At 66.2% G+C, this 21,376-nt stretch carries 17 protein-coding genes; 13 read left to right on the top strand and 4 right to left on the bottom strand.

Going from position 1 to position 21,376, the window contains the following annotated elements; all coding sequences use genetic code 11:
• Positions 1-114: 114 nt before the first annotated feature.
• Entirely contained in the window at positions 115-2,058 is a 1,944-nt protein-coding gene (acs, locus tag BJD12_RS11590) for an acetate--CoA ligase (protein ID WP_005995493.1), read from the bottom strand.
• A gap of 295 nt (positions 2,059-2,353) precedes the next feature.
• On the opposite strand from acs, the gene BJD12_RS11585 reads away from it, so the two are divergent.
• The 6 genes from BJD12_RS11585 to BJD12_RS11560 all read left to right on the top strand — a co-directional run bounded on the left by BJD12_RS11585 (position 2,354) and on the right by BJD12_RS11560 (position 7,875).
• Entirely contained in the window at positions 2,354-3,739 is a 1,386-nt protein-coding gene (locus BJD12_RS11585) for a DcaP family trimeric outer membrane transporter (protein WP_039425802.1), read from the top strand.
• Positions 3,740-3,808: 69 nt separating this feature from the next.
• Positions 3,809-4,126: a DUF485 domain-containing protein gene (locus BJD12_RS11580; protein ID WP_005995490.1), complete on the top strand. Its 318-nt coding sequence runs from the start codon at positions 3,809-3,811 to the stop codon at positions 4,124-4,126.
• A complete protein-coding gene (locus BJD12_RS11575) occupies positions 4,123-5,850 on the top strand; it encodes a cation acetate symporter (protein WP_074059378.1) in 1,728 nt (575 codons plus the stop codon). Before BJD12_RS11580 ends, BJD12_RS11575 begins: the two co-directional genes overlap by 4 nt.
• Before the next feature lie 128 nt (positions 5,851-5,978).
• A complete protein-coding gene (locus BJD12_RS11570; RefSeq protein ID WP_005995486.1) occupies positions 5,979-6,608 on the top strand; it encodes a phosphodiester glycosidase family protein in 630 nt (209 codons plus the stop codon).
• A 53-nt stretch (positions 6,609-6,661) separates the two neighbouring features.
• The gene (gene xth / locus BJD12_RS11565) at positions 6,662-7,441 is read left to right on the top strand and encodes an exodeoxyribonuclease III (protein ID WP_005995484.1); all 780 of its coding nucleotides are present in this window, start codon (positions 6,662-6,664) and stop codon (positions 7,439-7,441) included.
• Positions 7,438-7,875 (top strand): GFA family protein, encoded by a 438-nt coding sequence (locus tag BJD12_RS11560; protein WP_039425809.1) that lies wholly within the window; start codon positions 7,438-7,440, stop codon positions 7,873-7,875. The genes xth and BJD12_RS11560 overlap by 4 nt, the downstream gene beginning before the upstream one ends.
• A gap of 193 nt (positions 7,876-8,068) precedes the next feature.
• Here the strand turns inward: BJD12_RS11560 and BJD12_RS11555 are convergent, their stop codons facing one another.
• Complete coding sequence (locus BJD12_RS11555; RefSeq protein ID WP_039425819.1) at positions 8,069-8,320, bottom strand: GlsB/YeaQ/YmgE family stress response membrane protein; 252 nt, start codon at positions 8,318-8,320, stop codon at positions 8,069-8,071.
• Positions 8,321-8,446: 126 nt separating this feature from the next.
• Here BJD12_RS11555 and BJD12_RS11550 point away from each other — a divergent pair, with 126 nt between their 5' ends.
• Positions 8,447-9,043 (top strand): 4'-phosphopantetheinyl transferase family protein, encoded by a 597-nt coding sequence (locus tag BJD12_RS11550; protein WP_005995478.1) that lies wholly within the window; start codon positions 8,447-8,449, stop codon positions 9,041-9,043.
• On the opposite strand, the gene BJD12_RS11545 is transcribed toward BJD12_RS11550, so the two are convergent.
• Entirely contained in the window at positions 9,028-10,614 is a 1,587-nt protein-coding gene (locus BJD12_RS11545; protein ID WP_042828374.1) for an alkaline phosphatase D family protein, read from the bottom strand. The genes BJD12_RS11550 and BJD12_RS11545 overlap by 16 nt on opposite strands.
• 303 nt (positions 10,615-10,917) lie before the next feature.
• On the opposite strand from BJD12_RS11545, the gene rsmG reads away from it, so the two are divergent.
• From rsmG to BJD12_RS11520, 5 genes are all read left to right on the top strand, one after another.
• Positions 10,918-11,556, top strand: a complete 639-nt coding sequence (rsmG, locus tag BJD12_RS11540; protein WP_005995473.1) for a 16S rRNA (guanine(527)-N(7))-methyltransferase RsmG — start codon at positions 10,918-10,920, stop codon at positions 11,554-11,556.
• Positions 11,557-11,884: 328 nt separating this feature from the next.
• Positions 11,885-13,696 (top strand): DUF885 domain-containing protein, encoded by a 1,812-nt coding sequence (locus BJD12_RS11535; RefSeq protein WP_005995470.1) that lies wholly within the window; start codon positions 11,885-11,887, stop codon positions 13,694-13,696.
• Positions 13,697-14,206: 510 nt separating this feature from the next.
• Positions 14,207-14,590, top strand: a complete 384-nt coding sequence (locus BJD12_RS11530; protein ID WP_005998251.1) for a hypothetical protein — start codon at positions 14,207-14,209, stop codon at positions 14,588-14,590.
• Positions 14,591-14,646: 56 nt separating this feature from the next.
• The gene (locus tag BJD12_RS11525; RefSeq protein WP_005996014.1) at positions 14,647-15,912 is read left to right on the top strand and encodes a TolC family protein; all 1,266 of its coding nucleotides are present in this window, start codon (positions 14,647-14,649) and stop codon (positions 15,910-15,912) included.
• A 203-nt stretch (positions 15,913-16,115) separates the two neighbouring features.
• Positions 16,116-17,387, top strand: coding sequence for an efflux RND transporter periplasmic adaptor subunit (locus BJD12_RS11520; RefSeq protein ID WP_005996012.1), 1,272 nt, complete (start codon positions 16,116-16,118; stop codon positions 17,385-17,387).
• 259 nt (positions 17,388-17,646) lie between these two features.
• On the opposite strand, the gene BJD12_RS24585 is transcribed toward BJD12_RS11520, so the two are convergent.
• A complete protein-coding gene (locus tag BJD12_RS24585; RefSeq protein ID WP_005996730.1) occupies positions 17,647-17,844 on the bottom strand; it encodes a hypothetical protein in 198 nt (65 codons plus the stop codon).
• A gap of 158 nt (positions 17,845-18,002) precedes the next feature.
• Between BJD12_RS24585 and BJD12_RS11510 the strand changes: the two genes are divergently transcribed.
• Positions 18,003-21,197, top strand: coding sequence for an efflux RND transporter permease subunit (locus tag BJD12_RS11510; protein WP_058564148.1), 3,195 nt, complete (start codon positions 18,003-18,005; stop codon positions 21,195-21,197).
• Positions 21,198-21,376: the final 179 nt, after the last annotated feature.

Raw genomic sequence — 21,376 nt, 5'->3', positions numbered from 1 at the left:
TCGACGTGGGGAGGAATGGCCTGGGGACCGTCTCCACGAATCCCCAGGCCCGCTGATTCACCCCACTGCTCAGGGACCGCTTCAACGATTCCCCATTCCCGATTCCGACGCGCGTCAGCGCGTCAAACGTTCGCTCACCAAAGAATCCACCACCGACGGATCGGCCAGGGTGGAGGTGTCGCCGAGTTGATCGGGTGCGTTTTCGGCGATCTTGCGCAGGATGCGGCGCATGATCTTGCCCGAGCGCGTCTTCGGCAGGCCGGGAGCCCATTGCAGGTGATCGGGCGAGGCGATCGGGCCGATCTCCTTGCGCACCCAGCTCACCAGTTCCTTGTGCAATTCCTCGCTCGGGGTTTCGCCGGCGATCAAGGTCACGTAGGCATAGATGCCCTGGCCCTTGACGTCGTGCGGGAAGCCGACCACCGCCGCTTCGGCGACCTTGGGGTGGGAGACCAGCGCGCTTTCCACTTCGGCGGTGCCAATGCGATGGCCGGACACGTTGATCACATCGTCCACGCGGCCGGTGATCCAGTAATAGCCATCGGCATCGCGGCGGCAGCCATCGCCGGTGAAGTAGCTGCCCGGATAGGTACGGAAATAGGTGTCGATGAAGCGCTGGTGGTCGCCGTAGACGCTGCGCATCTGACCCGGCCACGAATCCAGCAGCACCAAATTGCCTTCGGTGGCGCCTTCCAGGATCTTGCCCTCGGCATCGACCAGCGCCGGCTGTACGCCGAAGAACGGCAGCGTGGCCGAGCCAGGCTTGAGATCGACCGCGCCGGCCAGCGGCGAGATCAGGATGCCGCCGGTTTCGGTCTGCCACCAGGTGTCCACGATCGGGCAGCGGCTGTCGCCGACCACCTCGTAGTACCAGCGCCAGGCTTCCGGATTGATCGGCTCGCCCACGCTGCCGAGCAGGCGCAGGCTCTTGCGCGAGGTCTTCTTGACCGGCGCCTCGCCGTCGCGCATCAGTGCGCGGATCGCGGTGGGCGCGGTGTAGAACAGGGTGACCTGGTGCTTGTCGATCACTTCCCAGAAGCGCGACACGCTGGGGTAGTTCGGCACGCCTTCGAACATCAGCGCGGTGGCGCCGTTGGCGAGCGGGCCATACACGATGTAGCTGTGGCCGGTGACCCAGCCCACGTCGGCGGTGCACCAGTAGATGTCGTCCTCGCGCAGGTCGAACACCACTTCATGCGTGTAGCTGGCGAACAACAGATAGCCGGCGGTGGTGTGCAGCACGCCCTTCGGCTTGCCGGTGGAACCGGAGGTGTAGAGGATGAACAGCGGGTCTTCCGCATTCATGCGCTCGGGTTCGCATTCGGCCGGCTGGCCATCCACCACATCGTGGAACCAGCGGTCGCGCGGTGCCTGCATCTCCACCGCGCCGCCGGTGTGGCGCACCACCAGCACGGTTTCGACGGTATTGGTGCCGGGAATCTTCAGCGCCGCATCCACGTTGGCCTTGAGCGGAATCTTCTTGCCGCCGCGCAGGCCCTCGTCGGCGGTGATGATCAGCTTGCTCTGGCAATCGATCACGCGGTCGGCGATCGAGTTGGCGGCAAAGCCGCCGAACACCACCGAATGCACCGCGCCGATACGCGCACAGGCCAGCATGGCCACGGCCGCGTCGACGATCATCGGCAGATAGATGGTGACCCGGTCGCCCTTCTTGACGCCGAGATTGCGCAGGGCGTTGCCGAGCTTGCACACGCGCTCATAGAGCTCGCGATAGGTCACCGGGTAGGAGGCGGCGTCCGGGCTGTCGGGTTCGAACAGCAGCGCGGTCTTGTCGCCGCGCGTGGCCAGCTGGCGGTCCAGGCAGTTGACGCTGGCGTTGAGCTCGCCGTCGCCGAACCAGCGGATGTGGAAGTCGTCCAGCGCGAAGCTGACGTCCTTGACCTGGGTGGGTTGCTTGAACCAGTCCAGCCGCTGTGCGGCCTTGCCCCAGAACTGCTCGGGATGCTCGATCGATTCGCGGTACAGCGTTGCGTACTGCTCGCCATTGACGCGCGCGCCCTTGGCGAACGCGGGATCGACGGGATAAACATCAGCCATGGCACCCTCACTTGCGATGAACTTGTCGGAAGAGGGCGCTGCTGCTGCCCTCGGTAGGCAATCAGTGTGCCGTATCCATTCTGTCCCGGTGGTCAACAGCGCGTTAGACCATGGTCGTAACCAGGGGCGTGCGTTGGCGCACATCCATTGCGGGTCCTGGTGCGACCATCGGTCACCTTGTGGAATGCTGCGTTGCAGCTACGACCAAAGGCGAATAGGCTCCGAAGCGCGGACTGCCTCACGCTCCGCACAGCATCGCCATCAAGCGCGAGGCCTTCATTGGGGAGAGGGTTCCATGAAACACCGTACTGCACCGTTGGTGCGCCATCCGTTGGCGGCCGCCTTGTTCGTGGCCAGCATCCTGCCGGGCGTTGCGTTTGCGCAGACGCCAAAGGAAAAGGCACTGGAAGCCCGCATTGCCGAGCTCGAGCGCCAGGTCCAACTGCTGGTGACCGCGCAGCAACAGCAGCAGGGCCAGATTGCCCAGACGCAGACGCAGGTCACCGAGGTGCGCACCCTGCAGGCGCAGACGCCGGCGCCTGCACCCGCGGTTCCGGCCGGCAAGCGTCCGATCCAGATCACCAGCATCACACCGAACGCAGCGGCGGGGACAACGTTCCGTTACGGTGGTTTCATCAAGGCCGACTTCATGACCACCCGCACCAGCGACGGCGCATTGCCTGAAGGTGCGGTGGGGCGTTACCTGTATATCCCGACGCAGACGCCTGTCGGGGGGCAGGCATCGAGCACCGATACCGACTTCCATGCCAAGTTCTCGCGCTTCAACCTGGGCGTGGACACGGTCACCGAAAACGGCGACAAGCTCACCGGCTTCATCGAACTGGATTTCTTCGGCAACGCGCTGGCCAACCAGGTCAACAATCTGTACGGCGGCACCCTGCGGCATGCCTACATGAGCTGGAACAATTGGCTGGCCGGCCAGACCTGGTCCAACTTCATCGACGCCACGATCCTGCCGGAAGCGGCCGACATCGTCGGGCCGACCGATGGCGCGCTGTTCAGCCGTCAGACCCAGATCCGCTACACGCGGGGCGCTTTCAGCGTTTCGGCAGAAAATCCCGAAACGCTGACCACGCCCTACCAGGGCGGCAACACCATCCTGGCCTCGGATCACGGTGCGATGCCGGATCTGACCGCGCGCTACAACTGGAAGGGCACCTGGGGCACGTTCGGTCTGTCGGCGATCGCGCGCCAGTACCGCACCCGCAGCGCACTGACCAACGACACCGACTTCGGCGGCGCCATCGCCGGCGGCGGCCGCTGGATCATCAATTCCAACAACGACCTGCGCTATCAGCTCAGCTATGGCGAAGGTCTTGGCCGCTATCTGGGCCTGGGCAACGGCTCGGATGTGGAAATCGACATGGACGGCAATATCCAGACCGTCAGCACCGTGGCCGGTTGGCTGGCCTGGCGCCACGACTACAACGCCAAGTTGCGCAGCACCATCATGTATTCCCGCGTGGATTACGACCACGACATCACCAATACCGGTGGGCTGGCGAGCAAGTCGCAGCAGAGCATCCGCGCCAATGTCTTCTATTCGCCGCTGCCCAAGGTGGATGTGGGTGCAGAGTTGATGTACGGCCGCCGCGAAGCCGAAAACGGCGATTCCGGCGACATCTCGCGCCTGCAGTTCACCACCAAGTACAGCTTCTAAGATTCACCCCGCCGGTGGCCCGCCACGTATGTGGGCGGGCCGTGCCGCCCGCACTCCAGGAGACAGACCATGACCGTCTCGAATGACGCACTGATCGCCAAGATCGATGCCAATCCGAAGTACCACGCGCTCAAACGCCAACGCAACACGCTGGGCTGGACGCTGACCGTGCTGATGTTGCTCGCCTACTACGGCTACATCGGCCTGATTGCCTTCGACAAGGAATTCCTTGCCAAACCGATCGGCGCCGGGGTGACCTCGATCGGCATTCCGATCGCGATCGGGGTGATGGTGTTCACCATCATCATCACCGCCATCTACGTGCGTCGTGCCAACAACACCTACGACCAGCTGACCGCGCAGATCCTGGAGGAAGCCCGCAAATGAGCAAGACTTCGCGCCTTCTCCTGATTTTGGCCGGCCTGCTGCCGGCCGGCCTCGCGCTGGCCGCCGGTGGCGACATGGGCCAGGTCGACAAGCAACCCACCAACTGGGTGGCGATCGGCATGTTCGGCTTCTTCGTGCTGGGCACCTTGTGGATCACCAAGTGGGCTGCGGCCAAAACCAAGTCGGCCTCCGACTTCTACACCGCAGGCGGCGGCATCACCGGCTTCCAGAACGGCCTGGCGATCGCCGGCGACTTCATGTCGGCGGCCTCGTTCCTGGGCATCACCGCGGCGGTGATGGCCAATGGCTACGACGGCCTGATCTATGCGATCGGCTTTCTGGTCGGTTGGCCGATCCTGACCTTCCTGATGGCCGAACGGCTGCGCAACCTCGGCAAGTACACCTTCGCCGACGTGGCCGGTTATCGCTTCGCGCCGACCGCCATCCGCAGCTTTGCGGCGTCCGGCACGCTGGTGGTTGTGCTGTTCTATCTGATCGCACAGATGGTCGGTGCCGGTGCATTGATCAAGCTGCTGTTCGGCCTGGACTACTGGGTGGCGGTGACCCTGGTCGGCGTGCTGATGATGGTCTACGTGCTGTTCGGCGGCATGACCGCTACCACCTGGGTGCAGATTATCAAGGCAGTGCTGTTGCTGACCGGCGTGACCTTCATGGCCGTGGCGATCATGTGGCACTTCAACTTCAGCTTCGAGGCGTTGTTTGCCGAGGGCGTGCGGGTGAAGACGGCAATTGCGGCCAACGGCGGTGCATCGCCTGAGGACGCAGCCAAGGCCGGCTTGTCGATCATGGGGCCGGGTGGTTTCGTGAAGGATCCGATCTCGGCGATCTCGTTCGGCATGGCGCTGATGTTCGGCACCGCCGGCCTGCCGCACATCCTGATGCGCTTCTTCACCGTTCCCGATGCCAAGCAGGCACGCAAGTCGGTGCTGTGGGCCACCACCTGGATCGGCTATTTCTACATCCTGATCTTCATCATCGGCTTCGGCGCGATCGCGCTGGTGCTGACCAATCCGCAGTTCGCCGATGTCACCACCGGCACCATCCACGGCGGCAAGGGTGCGGCCAACATGGCGGCGGTGCTGGTCGGCAATGCAGTCGGCGGCAACGTGTTCATGGGCTTCATCTCGGCGGTGGCCTTCGCCACCATCCTGGCGGTGGTCGCCGGCCTGACGCTATCCGGTGCCTCGGCGGTGTCGCACGACCTGTATGCCACGGTGATCAAGAAGGGCAACCCGGCGCCGGGTTCGGAGCTGAAGGTCTCGCGTGCCACCACCCTGGTGCTGGGCGTGATCGCGGTGCTGCTGGGCATCGTGTTCGAGAAGCAGAACGTGGCCTTCATGGTGTCGCTGGCGTTCGCCATCGCTGCCTCGGCCAACTTCCCGGTGCTGATCCTGTCGCTGTTGTGGAAGAACTGCACCACCCGCGGTGCGGTGGTCGGCGGCTTCCTGGGCCTGATCTCCTTGCTGGTGCTCACGGTGCTGTCGCCGTCGGTGTGGGTGGACACGCTGGGTAACGCGGCCGGGTCGGCGCCGTTCCCGTACACCTCGCCGGCACTGTTCTCGATGACCATTGGCTTTGTCGGCATCTGGTTGTTCTCGATCCTGGATCGCAGCCCGCAGGCGGCCAACGAACGCGCAGCGTTCAAGGCCCAGCAGATCCGCGCCGAAACCGGCCTGGGTGCGAGCGGTGCATCGGGTCACTGAGTGCAGCGTCGCTAAGTAGTCGCAAACGCCGGCCTAGTGCCGGCGTTTTTGCGTTTGGTCGAAGTGAGGAGACTGGGCAGCGTCGCTGCTGCCACGCCTCTACGATCATTCGCCCCAGCACGGCCTTCGTGCGCGACGGCGGGCTGGCGCTGGCGATCAATGCCAACTACTTCCTGCCGTTCGATGGCGGGCATCTGTTCGACAAGGCGTTCGTGCCGGCAGCCGGGCAGGGCGTCACCGCCGAAGGCCTGGCCATCGGTGACGGCCATCTCGATTCGGCCGCCGCCACCGGCGATGCGCGCGTCGATGCCGCGTTTTGTGTAAGCGCACGCAACGCCGCGCGCATCGTGCGCGGCAGCTGCCCGCCGGGCACGCGCCTCGGGGTGGGCGCCGGCCCGCTGCTGTTGCTTGGTGGCAAGCGCCAACCACGCGAAGCCAGCCGCGCCGACTACTACGACGGCGCCGAACCGCGCAGCGCGCTGGGCCTGGACCGTGCCGGCAAGACCCTGTGGATGGTGGTGGCCGATGGCCGCCAGCCCGGCTACAGCGCCGGCATGACGCTGGACGCGCTCACCGCCGTGCTGCAGCGGCTCGGCGCCAGTGCGGCGATCAACCTGGACGGCGGCGGCTCCAGCACCCTGGCCGCGCGCGTGGACGGCCGCGTGCGCACGCTCAACCGTCCCATCCACACCGGCATTCCGGGACGCGAGCGGCCGGTCGCCAACCAGTTGGGGGTGCGGAGCGTGGGGCAGCCCTGAGGCGTCGGCAGGTGGCGGGGGTACCATTGGTGGTTTGAACCACGGCCCCCGCCATGAAGATCGCCTCCTGGAACGTCAACTCGCTCAACGTGCGGCTGCCGCACCTGCAACAGTGGCTCACCGATTTCGCGCCGGACGTGGTGGGCATCCAGGAAACCAAGCTGGAAGACCACAAGTTTCCGGATGCGGCGCTGGCCGCGCTCGGTTACCGCAGCGTGTTCTGCGGGCAGAAGACCTACAACGGCGTGGCGATCCTGTCGCGCGCGCCGGCGCTGGACGTGCAGATGGGCATCCCCGGGTTCGATGACGTGCAACAGCGCGTCATCGCCGCCACCGTCGATGGCGTGCGCATCATCAATCTGTACGTGGTCAACGGCCAGGACGTGGGCACCGACAAATACGCCTACAAACTACGCTGGCTGGAGGCTGTGCACGACTGGATCGCGCAGGAGCTGCAGCGCCATCCGCAGTTGGTGGTACTGGGCGACTTCAACATCGCACCGGATGCGCGCGACGTGCACGACCCGGTGGTATGGAACGAGGCCCACATCCTCACCTCCGCCGCCGAGCGTGCCGCACTGGAAAAATTGCTGGCGCTGGGCCTGCACGATGCGTTCCGTTTGCATCACGACGACGCCGAGCAGTTCAGCTGGTGGGATTACCGTCAGGCCGCGTACCGCCGCAACCTGGGGCTGCGCATCGACCTGACCCTGGTGTCGGATGCGTTGCGCGCACGCGCGGTGGGGGCGGGCATCGACCGCGAACCGCGCACCTGGGAACGTCCCAGCGACCACGCCCCGGCCTGGGTGCAGCTGGCGGAGGTCGGCGCATGAGCGAGCGTCACCTGCGGCGTAGTACCCACAAGATCGGCGACGTGACCTTGGGGCCGGTGCACCGGTTGAGTTGCCATTGCGGCGCGGTGCAGATCGACCTGGAGTTACCGAACGGCCTGATCGATCCACGCCGTTGCGATTGTTCGATGTGCCGCCGCCGTGGCGCCATCGTCGCCTCGGTCACGCTCGATGGCCTGCACGTGCTGCAGGGCGAAGAGGTGCTGCGCCTGTATCAGTTCAACACGCACACCGCCGCGCACTATTTCTGCGGCGTCTGCGGCATCTATACCCATCACCGCCGCCGCTCCAATCCCAACGAGTACGGCTACAACGTCGGCTGTCTGGAAGGGGTCAACCCGTATGCGCTGAACATTGCGGTGCCGGTGGAAGAGGGCGTCAATCACCCTGCAGATCGTCGTGCTGCCGGCAGCTGAGACGACAATGCCCGGGCAAGCCCGGGCATTGTCGTAAACGCAATGGCGCGACATGGCGCAACCAGCAAAACCAGTGAACAGCCCTCAGCGCGAAAGTGCCGGCTCGGACTCTGCGTGGACGATGCGTACGCTACGATTCTTGCACCCACTGCTTGCGACCATGATGGCCGCACGCACGTTTGGTCAGAACCGATTAGCGCACACGTCCGCGGGTAAACAGGTTGACGATGGCCAGCAGAATCACCGCACCCACCAACGACCAGACGAAGGTCATCACCGTGATCGCCTGATTGATGCCGCCGCCTAAGAACCAACCGGCAATCATCGCACCAACGATACCGACCACCACATTGAGAATGATGCCCTGCTGTGCATCGCGACGCATGATGATGCTGGCCAGCCAACCCACGATGCCGCCGATGATCAACCAGATGATGATGCCCATGGTGCCAATCTCCTCGTTCGCTTGCACCGGGAGCGGTGCATGGGCGCCATTGGACGCAGCGTGCCGTGAAGCAGCTGTCGAGCGCGATGAACGATTTGGTCGAATGTTCGGTTTGGTGCATAAGGCGTGACAGCGCACGCGAGCTGGCAGGTCGGACCGGTGCAGCTGTGGCTGCGTCCGCACCGGCATGGCGAGCGCGGCGAGCCGCAGGCACGTCAGTTGCTTGGCCCGGCATTGGGGATCGACTCTGCGCGGGTGCCACTGGAGCGCGACGCGCGAGGCCGACCCTCCCTGCAGCCGGCGCTGCCCGACTGGGATACCGGCTGGAGCCACAGTGGCGACTATCTGCTGGTTGGGCTGGGTCGCGGCGTGCGGCTGGGGGTGGATCTGGAACGTATCCGCGCACGCCCGCGCCTGCTGGACATCGCGCAGCGTTTCTTCCACCCCGACGAACTGGCGTTGCTGGCGGCGCGGGGGGCCGACGCACAGCAGGCGCTGTTTTTCCGCCTGTGGTGCGCCAAGGAGGCCTTGCTCAAGGCCTACGGGCATGGCTTGTCGTTCGGCCTGCATCGGCTAGCGTATACGCTGGCGCCAGATGGCGCATTGCAGCTGCAGTGGTGCGACCCCGAACTTGGCGATGCCACGCAGTGGCAGCTGCACGAATGGTGGGCCGCGCCCGACTGCCGCGCCGCGCTGGCGTTTTATCCTCAGCCCGCCACGTGAGGCGCCGCGCCAAACGGCAAGATCGGCTGACGGAACTGCGCCACGCCATCGATATCGCGCAAGGTCACCGTCAATACGCCACTGGCGCCGTCGATCTCCACCTCGCCGAAGAACTGATACCCGGCCAGCGGTGAGGTGTTTGGCGCGGGCGGCGCCTTCTGGAACACCACCGTCGGGCCGAAGGTGGCATCCAGCGCATTCGGGCCGAAGCTGCCGGCATTGAGCGGGCCGCCGACGAATTCCCAGAACGGCTCGAACTGCTGAAACGCGGCGCGGTCCGGGTGGTAGTAATGCGCGGCGCAATAATGCACATCGGCCGTCAGCCACACCGTGTTGCGGATGCGCGCGCGGCTGATGAAACGCAGCAGTGCGGCGATCTCCTGCTCGCGTCCGCGCGGCGCGCCATCATCGCCATTGGCGATTGCTTCCCAGCGTGGGCGCCCGTTGCCATCTTCGCCATCGGGGACCTGCAAACCGATCGGCATGTCGGCGGCGATCACCTTCCACTGCGCGCGTGAGCCGGCCAATGCGCGCTGCAGCCAGGCCAGCTGCTCGGCGCCGAGAAATGCGGTCTCTGCGCTCGGCGTGGGTTGCAGGTTATCGCTATTGGCGCCGCGATAACTGCGCATGTCCAGCACGAACACATCCAGCAGCGGGCCATAGCTGATCTTGCGATAGATGCGCCCATCGCCGTCGGCGCGCACGCCGCGCATCGGTGCGTATTCCAGGAACGCTTTGCGCGCGCGCGCGGCCAGCACCTGGATATCGCGCACCTGGTAGCGCGTATCCAATTGCTTGCCGGGCGACCAGTTGTTGGTGGTTTCGTGGTCGTCCCATTGCCACAGCTGCGGCACCTCGGCATTGAAGCGGCGCACATGGTCGTCGAGCAGGTTGTAGCGGTAGTTGCCGCGAAACTCGTCCAGCGTTTCGGCCACCTTGCTCTTGGCCGCGGTGGTGAGATTGCGCCAGCGCTTGCCTTCCTCGACGATGAGTTCGGCCGGGACCGGGCTGTCGGCATAGATGGTGTCGCCGCTATGCAGGAAGAAATCCGGGTTGCGTGCGCGCATCGCGCTGTAGATGCGCATGCCGCCGACGTCGGGATTGATGCGGAAGCCCTGGCCCACGGTGTCGCCGCTCCAGACAAAGCGCACATCGCGGCGCGTCTGCGGTGCGCTGCGCAGATGCCCATGCACCGGCGCACTCAGCACACCGCTGTCGGCGTCCTCGAAGCGCACCCGATAGAAGATGTCCTGGTCGCACGGCAACCCGTCCAGGTCCACGCGCGCGGTGAGATCGTGGGCGGGTACGGCCATGCCTCCCTCCACGCGACGCGCCTGGCGCAGGCTCGGGCGCGTATCCCACTCCACCCGCAGCCGTGCGGGGCGGTCGGCGCGGCTCCATAGCAGTGCGCGGCCGTCCAGCACATCGCCGCTCTGCACCCCATCGGTGATCATCGGCCGCCCGGAGGGCGCGGCCAGACTGCGTGCAGACCAACCGCCAGCTGCCGGCAGCAAGAGTCCGGCGCCCAAACCTTGCAACACGCGGCGGCGGTAGGGATTGGAGGCGGTCATGGGGTGTCCTTCGCGCAGCGGGGAGCTTGCAGATGTAGCGCCGCTGTCTTACCGCTGCGTGTCTGTCACGGGCACCGCTCCAGGCCGCGTGCCCGGGATCACGTCGATGCCGGCCAGGGAGGCGCGGCATCGCGAGCGCCGGCCAGCATGCCCGCGATGCGTCGCCGTATCGCGCCACCAAGGCCGTGAAGTGCCGGCCGACTGCGCCGATGCGGTCCGGTTGCTTCAGATCATTCCCGCGAGCATCGACGCTTCCCCATTCCCCATTCCCGCCACTCCACCGTCAACTGCGATAATCGCGCCATGAACGATGCCGCACTTCCCTCCGATGTTTCCGCCGCGCTCGAACGCGGCCTGCAGGCCCAATCCCTGGATGCGGCGTTTGCCGCTCCGCTGCTGCGTTACCTGGCCCTGCTGGTGCGCTGGAACAAGACCTACAACCTCACCGCCGTGCGCGACCCACGCGAGATGGTCACCCGGCATCTGCTCGATTCGCTTGCCATGCAGCCGTACATCGCCAGCGGCACCCTGGCCGATCTGGGTACCGGCCCCGGCCTGCCTGGCATTCCGCTGGCCATCACTCGCCCGCAGTTGCAAGTGACCCTGGTGGAAAGCAACGGCAAGAAGGCGCGCTTCATGCGCGAGGCCTTGCGTCACCTGGCACTGGACAACGCGCGCGTGGCCGAGTCGCGTGCCGAAGCGCTGGATGAGCCGGCCGCCTACGACCACCTCACCGCGCGCGCACTGGATACGCTGGCCGGCATCATCGACGTGGGTGGTCACCTGCTGCGCCCGGGCGGCAGCCTGCTGGCGATGAAGGGCCTCTATCCGCACGAAGAGATCGCCGCATTGCCCGACGGCTGGACGATGAGCGAGGTGCACCCTTTGCAGGTGCCCGGCCTGGACGGCGAACGGCATCTGGTGGTGGTACGCAAGGCCTGAGCCAATCGGTCTCAAAGCGCCCTCACCCCAACCCTCTCCGCAGGCGGGAGAGGGAGTGAGCAGCGTCCCCGACAAGCTCAGCGCCTGTCTTCGCTGGACAGGCACACCAGCACCCTTCCCCCGCTTGCGGGGGAAGGTGCCCGCAGGGCGGAGGGGGGCAGTGCCCGACACTCCAGCCACATCAGCGCAACCGCCCACGTGCTCCCGACGGCAGGAGAGGGAGCTCAACAGCCACCGCCGGCAACAGCCCATTGGGACTTCCGGCCCATGGCAGCTCACGCGCGGGCTGCCATGATCGGGCGTTCGTTTCAGATCAGGCTCTCCGCACGTGACTTCTCCGCTCGCCGCCGCACTCTCGCTCGCCCTGCTGGGCGCAGGCTTCGCTTTCAGCTCGGCGCAGGCCGCCACGCCGCCGGCCACGCTGACTGCCGAAGCACCTGCCGACGCGCGCTTCCGCGCGATCTACGAAAAAGAGTGGGCATGGCGCCAGGCCGAGACTGGCCAGGCCGACGAAGACACCGACACCACTGGCGACAACACCAAGCTGCCGGACGTCGGCGCGGTCGCCCAGCAAGCGCGTCTGGCGGTGTGGCAGGGTGTGCTCAAGCAGTTCGACGGTATCGACCCGAAACAGCTCTCGCCCGCCAACCAGATCAACCTTGCGATCTATCGCCCGCAGGTGGAAAACCTCGCGGCCGAGGTGCGCCTGCGCCTGTACGAGATGCCGTTCAATTCCGATAGCTCGTTCTGGTCCAACCTGGGCTTCATGGCGCAGCGGCCGATGAAGACCGCTGCCGAGTACCGCGCCTACATCGCGCGCTTGAACGATGTGCCGCGCTATTTCGATCAGCAGATCGTCAACATGCGCACCGGCCTGGCGCGCGGCTTCAGCGTGCCGCGCGCGGTGCTGGACGGGCGCGATGTCTCCATCGCCACCGTCGCCGAGGTCAAGGACCCCACCGACTCCCCCTTCTACGCGCCATTCAAGCAATTGCCGACACAGATCCCGGCTGCGGAGCAGGCGCAGCTGCGCGCGCAGGCCAAGGCTGCGGTCAGCGGCGCGGTGCTTCCGGCCTACGCCAAATTGCTGACCTTCTTCCGCACCGACTACATGCCCAAGGCGCGAACCACCCTGGCGGCCGAAGCGCTGCCCGATGGCAAAGCGTTCTACCGGCAGCAGATCCGCGAATACACCACGCTGGAATTGACGCCCGAGCAGATTCACCAGATCGGCCTGGACGAGGTAGCGCGCATCCAGACCCAGATGAACGCCATCATCCAGCAGGTCGGTTTCAAGGGCAGCTTCGCGCAGTTCCTGACCTTCCTGCGCACCGACCCGCAGTTCTACGCCAAGACCCCGCAGGAGCTGCTTGATCGCGCCGCATGGATTTCCAAGCGTGTGGACGGGCAGGTGGGCAAGTTCATCGGCACGCTGCCGCGCGGGCGTTTCACCATCAAGCCGGTGCCGGACGACATTGCCCCGTTCTGGACCGCCGGGCGCGGTGGTGCGACGACCTACTGGGTCAACACCTACAACCTGCCGTCGCGGCCGCTGTACAACCTGCCGGCGCTGACCCTGCACGAGTCTTCGCCCGGGCATTCGCTACAAGGCTCGCTGGCGCTGGAGCAGGGCGACCAGCCCGCGTTCCGCCGCGAAAACTACATTTCCGCCTATGGCGAAGGCTGGGCGCTGTACACCGAAAAGCTCGGCCAGGAGATGGGTATCTACGAGACCCCGTACGAAGAATTCGGCCGGCTCACCTACGAGATGTGGCGCGCCTGCCGGCTGGTGATCGACACCGGCGTGCACCACGACGGCTGGAGCCGCGACCAGGCGCTGGCCTATCTGCGCGACCGCACCGCACTGAGCGAACACGAAGTCACCACCGAAGTGGATCGCTACATCTCCTGGCCCGGCCAGGCGCTGAGCTACAAGCTGGGCGAGATCACCATCGTCAAGCTGCGTGCCGAAGCCGAACGCGAGCTGGGCGATCGCTTCGACATCAAGGCCTTCCACGACGCGGTATTGAAGCAGGGCTCGGTGACCTTGCCGGTGCTGGAGCAGCAGGTGCGTGCGTTTATCGCCGACAGCAAGGCGCGCCCGGCTGACGCCAAGCGGGCGCGCAACGCGGCGCCGTGACGCGTGGGGGCACTGGGAGCGGCTGACAGCACCATCTGTGGAGCGGCTGGTCTGTGGTTTGGCTGCAGGGCCCTCGCCCGCCCACCGTCGCGGGACACGCCGTGAATCCGTCCATGGAGGCTCTTACGCGGCATCCGTGCCGCGTAAGGTCCCGCGACGGTGAGCGGGCAAGGACCAGTCGCGATGGTCGGTGTTCATGGCTTTCAACAAAGACCCCCAGCAGACTTTCTGGTGCGGTGTCCTCGCCAATTGCGGGATCGTGTGGCGGCATGCATGGATACCGCCACCGAGCATCCAGGGATCGATTCACGGCGTGTCCCGCAAGCGGCGAGGGCCCCGCGCGCCCGGCCGACTCGTGCTTTCGCCCCAAGTATTTGATTGCATCTGAACCACGCTACGGACTCGAAATTCCGTGTCCTGGAGCGAAGGCAATGCGGATGGATCGTCTGTGAACGACGCTACGCCGTGCATGCGATTGTGTAACTACCCCGGCCCCGATACGCTGCGCCCATGTTGTTTCGCCGCGCCCGCCTGTTGCACCCGTTGCTGCGCCTGATGGCGTTGGCGGTGCTGGTCATGGGCGTGCTGGTCGCACCGGTGGCTTGCGCGCTGGGCGATGTTCACGCGCTGGCGCACGACCAGATGCATCTGGAAGACACCGCACCGCACGGCCATGACGGTGCCGACGAAGGCGATGCCGGCGAGCGCGATGGTGCTGGCCTGATGCACGCCCTGATGCACAGCGGCTACTGCCACGGCCAGAATCCGGCGGTGTTGCCGGCGCTGGCCTGGCTGCCGCCGTCCACGCAGACCCAGGCCCAGCCAGTGGGCGTTTTTGCTTACTACCGCTCGCACCTGAGCGAGACAGGATTGCGTCCCCCGATCGCGGCCTGATGCCTTGCCGGCGGCTGCCGGCCTGACCATCGATCCCGATTCGCGGAGACACCCTCATGTGGTTGCGACTGGCGGCATTTGCCGCCTTCGCGGTCGTGCCGTGCGCCATGGCGCAGGACGTACCGCCCCAAACTGTGCTGACCCTGGACGACGCCATTGCGCGCGTCGCCGCCAAGCATCCCGATCTGCATCTGGCCGACGGCCAGCAGGCCGTGCTCACCGCCGAGGCGCAGCGCGATGCGTTGCGCCCGCCGCTGCGCGTTGGTGCGGAGATCGAAAACGTGTTCGGCACTGGGCCGACCCGCGCGCTGGACCAGGCCGAGCTCACCCTCACCCTGGCCAGTGTGCTCGAACGCGGCGGCAAGCTGGATGCGCGCCGCACGCTGGCGCAGGCACGCATCGATGCGCTGGCCCCGCAACGCGCCATCGCGCGGCTGGATGTACTGGCCGATGTGGCGCGACGCTACCTGGCCATCATCGCCGCCCGCCAGCGCCACACCATCGCGCTGGAAACCCTGACGCCGCGCCAACGCACCGTGTCCGCCGCCCGCCAGCGGCTGCAGGCCGGCGCATCGCCCGAATCGGTCCTGCTCACCGCACACGCCTTGCAGGCGCGTGCGGAACTGGACCGTGACCGTGCCCAGCTGGAGGTGGCCGCGGCAGGTCGGCAACTGGCGCTGCTATGGGGCGCGCGCAGCATCGAGGCCGGCCAGATCAGCGGCGATGCCCTGCAATTGCCGGCCATTCCGGAGTTCGAGGTCATGGCGCAATTACTCGACAGCACGCCGGAGCTGGCACGCCTGAACAACGAGCAGCGCCTGCGCGATGCGCGGTTGCAGCTGGCCCGCAGCCAGGCCAGCCCGGACCTGGACTGGCAAGTGGGTGTGCGCCGGCTCGAAAGCAACAACGCCACCGCGCTGGTCGGCAGTGTGTCGCTCGCACTCGGCAGTGCCGGCCGCGCGCAGCCGGAGATTCGTGCCGCACAGGCCGAGCTGTCGCTGCTGGACATCGAGCGCCAATCGCAGGCCTTGCAGCTGTACGCCACCTTGGCCGATGCGCACGGGCGCTACCGCGCCGGCCAGCTGGAAGTGGCGCGCATGCGCGACGAGGTGCTACCCGCGCTGGCACGCGCCGACACCACTGCAGAGCGTGCGTATCGCGCCGGAGCCACCAGTTACCTGGATTGGGCGCAGCTGCAGGCGCAGCGCAGCGATGCACGACAGCAGCAACTCGCTGCCGCCGTCGAAGCGCAGACCGCGTTGATCGAAATCCAGCGGCTGACCGGGCAACCGTTTGTCGTCACGGCGCAGGCAACGCCATGAGCGCGCGCACCGTGATGTCCACGCATGGCTATGCGCTGGGTGACTCCCTGCTGCCCACCGGGGTGGTCGGCACGCACGCGGCAACCGCATTGCGCACGCGGGGTGACCGCAATGGGCGCACGGCCGCCAACGCGCGCTGTGCGCCTTCTCCATTCGCTGCACTGGTCGGTGCACTGCGCCAGCCTTTCAAAGGAATTCCATCGATGACGCACTCCATTCTCGTGCCGCTGCTGCTGGCGCTGGTGCTTGGCGGTTGCGGCCGCACCGAAGAAGACGGCCATGCCCGTGCGGGCGGTCAGGCAGGACACAGCGAAGAGGGCGGCGGCGATCATGCCGACGAAGCGGCCAAGGGCGCGCACGGCGGCCGGCTGCTCAGCCAGGACGGCGACAGCGTGGAGCTTGCGATCGCCGAAGACGGCCGCCCGCCCATGTTCCAGGCCTGGTTGTATCGCGATGGCAAACTCCTGCCGGCCAGTGCCGGCAGCGTGGAGATCAAGACCACGCGGCTGGGCGGCAAGGTCGACACCTATTCGCTGCGTGCGCACGACGACGGAAGCCTGCTGGCCGCCAGTGAGGTGGGCGAGCCGCACTCGTTCGATGTGGAAGTGCGCGCCAGCGTGCAGGGCAAGACGCATCGCTGGACCTATTCCAGCTACGAAGGCCGCACCACGATTGCCGCTAAGATTGCGCAGGACGCGGGCATCCGTGTGGCGCCGGTGGGCGCCGGCAGCATTGCCGATCAGCACGAAGTGCAAGGCTTGCTGACGCCGGCGGAAGGTGCGCAGGCGCAGGCGACCGCGCGCTTCCCCGGGCCGGTGCGCAGCTTGCGCGCCAACGTCGGCGATCAGGTGCGTGCCGGCCAGGTGCTGGCCACGGTGGAAAGCAATCTCAGCCTCACCACCTACGCGGTCACCGCACCGATCAGCGGCACCGTGCTGGCGCGTAACGCCAGCCTGGGCAGCAACGCGGGCGAGGGCCAATCGCTGTTCGAGATCGCCGATCTGTCGAGCCTGTGGGTGGATCTGCACATCTTTGGCGCCGATGCCGGGCATATCGCCGCCGGCGCGCCGGTAACGGTGACGCGCATCAGCGATGGCGTGGTGGCGCAGACAACGCTGGAGCGCGTGTTGCCGGGCACGGCCACCGCCAGCCAGAGCACGGTGGCGCGCGCGGTGCTGCGCAATACCGACGGGTCGTGGCGGCCAGGGTCGGCGGTGAAGGCGCGGGTGACGGTGGCGCAGCAGCCGGCAGCGATGGTGGTGCCGGTGGGGGCGTTGCAGCGCTTTCGCGAGTGGGACGTGGTGTTCGTGCAGGTGGGCGAGGTGTACGAGGCGCGGCCGGTGATCCTGGGGGCGCGCGATGCGCAGCAGGTGGAAGTGGTGTCGGGTGTGGCGCCGGGCGACACGGTGGCGGTGGAGCAGAGCTATCTGGTGAAGGCCGACATCGAGAAGTCGGGGGCGTCGCATGATCATTGAGCGCGTTGGTTTGGGTGGTGTTACGTTGTCGAGTGAAGGCGTTTGTTGGGTGCAGGGGGATGTGCCACTTCCAAGGTGTTCACGCCCTTCCGGCCTAGAGCAAAGGCTTTCACGCCCTGTCGGGCGCGAGTTACTTTTCTTTGCTTGTGCAAAGAAAAGTAACCAAAAGAAAGCACACCCCGTCCTCGCGCCCTCCGCGCCTGCGGCGCTGCGGGTGCGCAAGTCCGGCAGAAATTTTTGTAAGGGACATCCCTGTCCCTTACAAAAACGTCGCGCATCCATGCGCGCCGCCCTGCGGGTTGTATCTGCCAGCCTTGCCGCTGCGGTATGGGGCCCCGAAAGCAAACAACAACAACAACAGCAACAGCAACAACAACAACAACAACAGCAACAGCAACAGCAACAACAGCAACAACAGCAACAACAGCAACAACAGCAACAACAGCAACAACAGCAACAGCGTGAACGAAAACTACGACAGTGCTGGTGCGTGGGTGGATGTTGTTATGGCGTGGTGCGGCGCGTTCCTGTGGGGGGGCGGCGCTTTCTGTCGGTGGCACGATCAGGGCGACGCTCGGCACCTTGCGGTGCCATGTCTGCACGTGGGGGGGCGCCATGCTGACCAACATCATTCGCTTTGCGATCGCGCAGCGGTGGTTGATGCTGGCGTTGACGGGGGTGTTGGTGGCGATCGGGGCGTGGAGTTTTTCGCGCTTGCCGATCGATGCGACGCCGGACATCACCAATGTGCAGGTGCAGGTCAATACCGCAGCACCCGGGTATTCGCCGCTGGAGTCCGAACAACGGGTGACGTTTCCACTGGAGACGGTGCTGGCGGGATTGCCGGGGCTGGAGTCCACGCGCTCGCTGTCGCGCTACGGGCTGTCGCAGGTGACCGCCGTGTTTGCCGATGGCACCGATCTGTACTTTGCGCGGCAGCAGGTGGCCGAGCGTTTGCAGCAGGTCAAATCGCAGTTGCCGGCCGAGCTCGAGCCACAATTGGGGCCGATTGCCACCGGCCTGGGCGAGATCTTCATGTACACCGTGGAGGCCAAGCCCAATGCGCGCAAACCCGATGGCACGGCGTGGACGGCGACCGACCTGCGCACCCTGCAGGATTGGGTGGTGCGGCCGCAGCTACGCAATGTGCCTGGCGTTACCGAGGTCAACACCATCGGTGGCTACGCGCGGCAGATCCATATCACGCCCGATCCTGCGCGGTTGGTCGCGTTGGGCTTTACCCTGGATGAGGTGGCCAATGCGGTAGAGGCGAATAATCGCAATATCGGTGCCGGTTACATCGAACGTAACGGGCAGCAGTTTCTGGTGCGCGTGCCCGGGCAGGTGGATGACATCGCGCAGATCGGCGCGATCGTGCTGGATCGCCGCGAAGGCGTGCCGATCCGGGTGCGCGATGTGGCGCAGGTGGGCGAGGGCCGTGAGTTGCGCACCGGTGCGGCCACGCAGGACGGCACCGAAGTGGTCCTCGGCACGGTGTTCATGCTGGTCGGCGCCAATAGCCGCACCGTGTCGCAGGCCGCTGCCGAGCGCCTGAAAGTGGCCAACGCCAGTCTGCCGGCCGGCGTGCAGGCGGTGCCGGTGTACGACCGCACCGCGTTGGTGGACCGCACCATCGTCACCGTCGCCAAGAACCTGATCGAAGGCGCGTTGCTGGTGATCGTGGTGTTGTTCTTGCTGCTGGGCAATGTGCGGGCGGCCCTGATCACCGCGGCGGTGATTCCGTTGGCGATGTTGTTCACGCTCACCGGCATGGTGCGCGGTGGCGTCTCCGGCAACCTGATGAGCCTGGGCGCGCTGGATTTCGGCCTGATCGTCGATGGTGCGGTGATCATCGTGGAGAACTGCCTGCGTCGCTTCGGCGAAGCCCAGCTGCGGCTGGGGCGCGTGCTCGAGCGCGACGAGCGTTTCGAGTTGACTGCCGACGCCACTGCCGAAGTGATCCGCCCCAGCCTGTTCGGCCTGGGCATCATCACCGCAGTGTATCTGCCGGTGTTCGCGCTCACTGGCATCGAAGGCAAGATGTTCCACCCGATGGCCATCACCGTGGTGCTGGCGCTGAGCGGCGCGATGCTGCTGTCGCTGACCTTCGTGCCGGCCGCGATTGCGTTGTTGCTCGGCGGCAAGGTGGCCGAGCATGAAAACCGCGCGATGCGCTGGGCGCGCGGAGTCTATGCGCCGTTGCTCGACCGCGCGCTGCGCCACGGCCGCTGGATCGGCATTGCGGCCCTTGCGACGGTGGCGTTATGCACCGTGCTGGCCACGCGGCTGGGCAGCGAATTCATCCCCAATCTGGACGAAGGCGATGTTGCCCTGCATGCCTTGCGTATTCCTGGCACCAGCCTGGAGCAGGCCATCACCATGCAATCCACCCTGGAAAAACGCATCAAGCAATTTCCGGAAGTGGCGCATGTGTTCGGCAAGCTCGGTACCGCCGAAGTTGCCACCGATCCGATGCCGCCATCGGTGGCCGATACGTTCCTGATCATGCATCCGCGCGACCGGTGGCCCGATCCGCGCAAGCCCAAGGCGCAGTTGCTGGCCGAGATCGAGGAAGCGGTGAAGCAGCTGCCAGGCAACAACTACGAGTTCACCCAGCCGATCCAGATGCGCATGAACGAGCTGATTTCCGGCGTGCGTGCAGATGTGGCGATCAAGGTCTACGGCGACGATCTGGACACCCTGGTGAAGGTGGGGCAGCGCGTGCAGCAGATCGCCAGCAGCGTGCCTGGCGCCGCCGACGTCAGCCTGGAACAGGCCACCGGTCTGCCGATGCTGGCGGTGGTGCCCGACCGCGCGGCGCTGGCGGGCTATGGGCTCAATCCCGGTGTGGTGCAGGACACCGTGGCCGCCGCGGTGGGCGGGCAGGAGGCCGGGCAATTGTTCGAAGGCGACCGCCGTTTCGACATCGTGGTACGGCTGCCCGAGGGCCTGCGTCAGGACCCGGCCGCCTTGGCGGATCTGCCGATCCCGCTGCGCGGCGATGGCGAGCGTGGCGATGTCGACGAATCCAGCCGCGCGGCCGGCTGGCGTAGCGGCGAGCCGACCACCGTGCCGTTGCGTGAGGTCGCCAATATCGAGACCGTGCTCGGCCCGAACCAGATCAATCGCGAAGACGGCAAACGCCGCATCGTCATCACCGCCAACGTACGCGACCGCGATCTGGGCAGCTTCGTGACGGAGGTGCAGCAACGCGTGCAGGCGGAGGTCGCATTGCCCACCGGTTACTGGATCGGCTACGGCGGCACCTTCGAGCAACTGATCTCTGCCGGCCAGCGCCTGGCCTGGGTCGTACCAGGCACCTTGTTGCTGATCTTCGCGCTGCTGTACTGGTCGTTCGGTTCGTTGCGCGATGCGGTGGTGGTGTTCAGCGGCGTGCCGTTGGCACTCACCGGCGGCGTGGTCGCGTTGGCCATGCGCGGGTTGGCGTTGTCGATCTCGGCCGGTGTCGGCTTCATCGCGTTGTCGGGCGTGGCGGTGCTCAACGGCCTGGTGATGATCGCCTTCATCCGTGGCTTGCGCGCCGACGGCATGCCGTTGGAGCAGGCCCTGCGCGAAGGCGCATTGTCGCGCCTGCGGCCGGTATTGATGACCGCATTGGTCGCCGCGCTGGGCTTCGTGCCGATGGCCTTCAACGTCGGCGCCGGTGCGGAGGTGCAGCGCCCGCTGGCGACGGTGGTGATCGGTGGCATCGTCTCGTCCACCCTGCTGACCTTGCTGGTGTTGCCGGTGCTGTATCGCTGGTTGCATCGCGCGCGGCCGGGGCGGCGTGCACCGAAGGCGGTGGGTTGAGGCGGGGCACGATCCCGGCAGGTGCCTCTGCCGGGATCTGGGTGGCCGCAAAGTCAGTAGAGGCCGGGTAACGGCCGCCGGGCACCGGGCGGCACCCAACGGCGGTGCAGGCTAAGTGCTTGCGGCACAAGGAATTGCCGTGCATAATGCGCGGCTCGCTGTGCCCGGGTCGCTCCGGA

This window comes from Xanthomonas vesicatoria ATCC 35937, from assembly GCF_001908725.1.
GTDB lineage: Bacteria > Pseudomonadota > Gammaproteobacteria > Xanthomonadales > Xanthomonadaceae > Xanthomonas > Xanthomonas vesicatoria.
The sequence above is the reverse complement of the archived record's forward strand: the minus strand, read 5'-3'. Positions and strand labels throughout refer to the sequence as shown.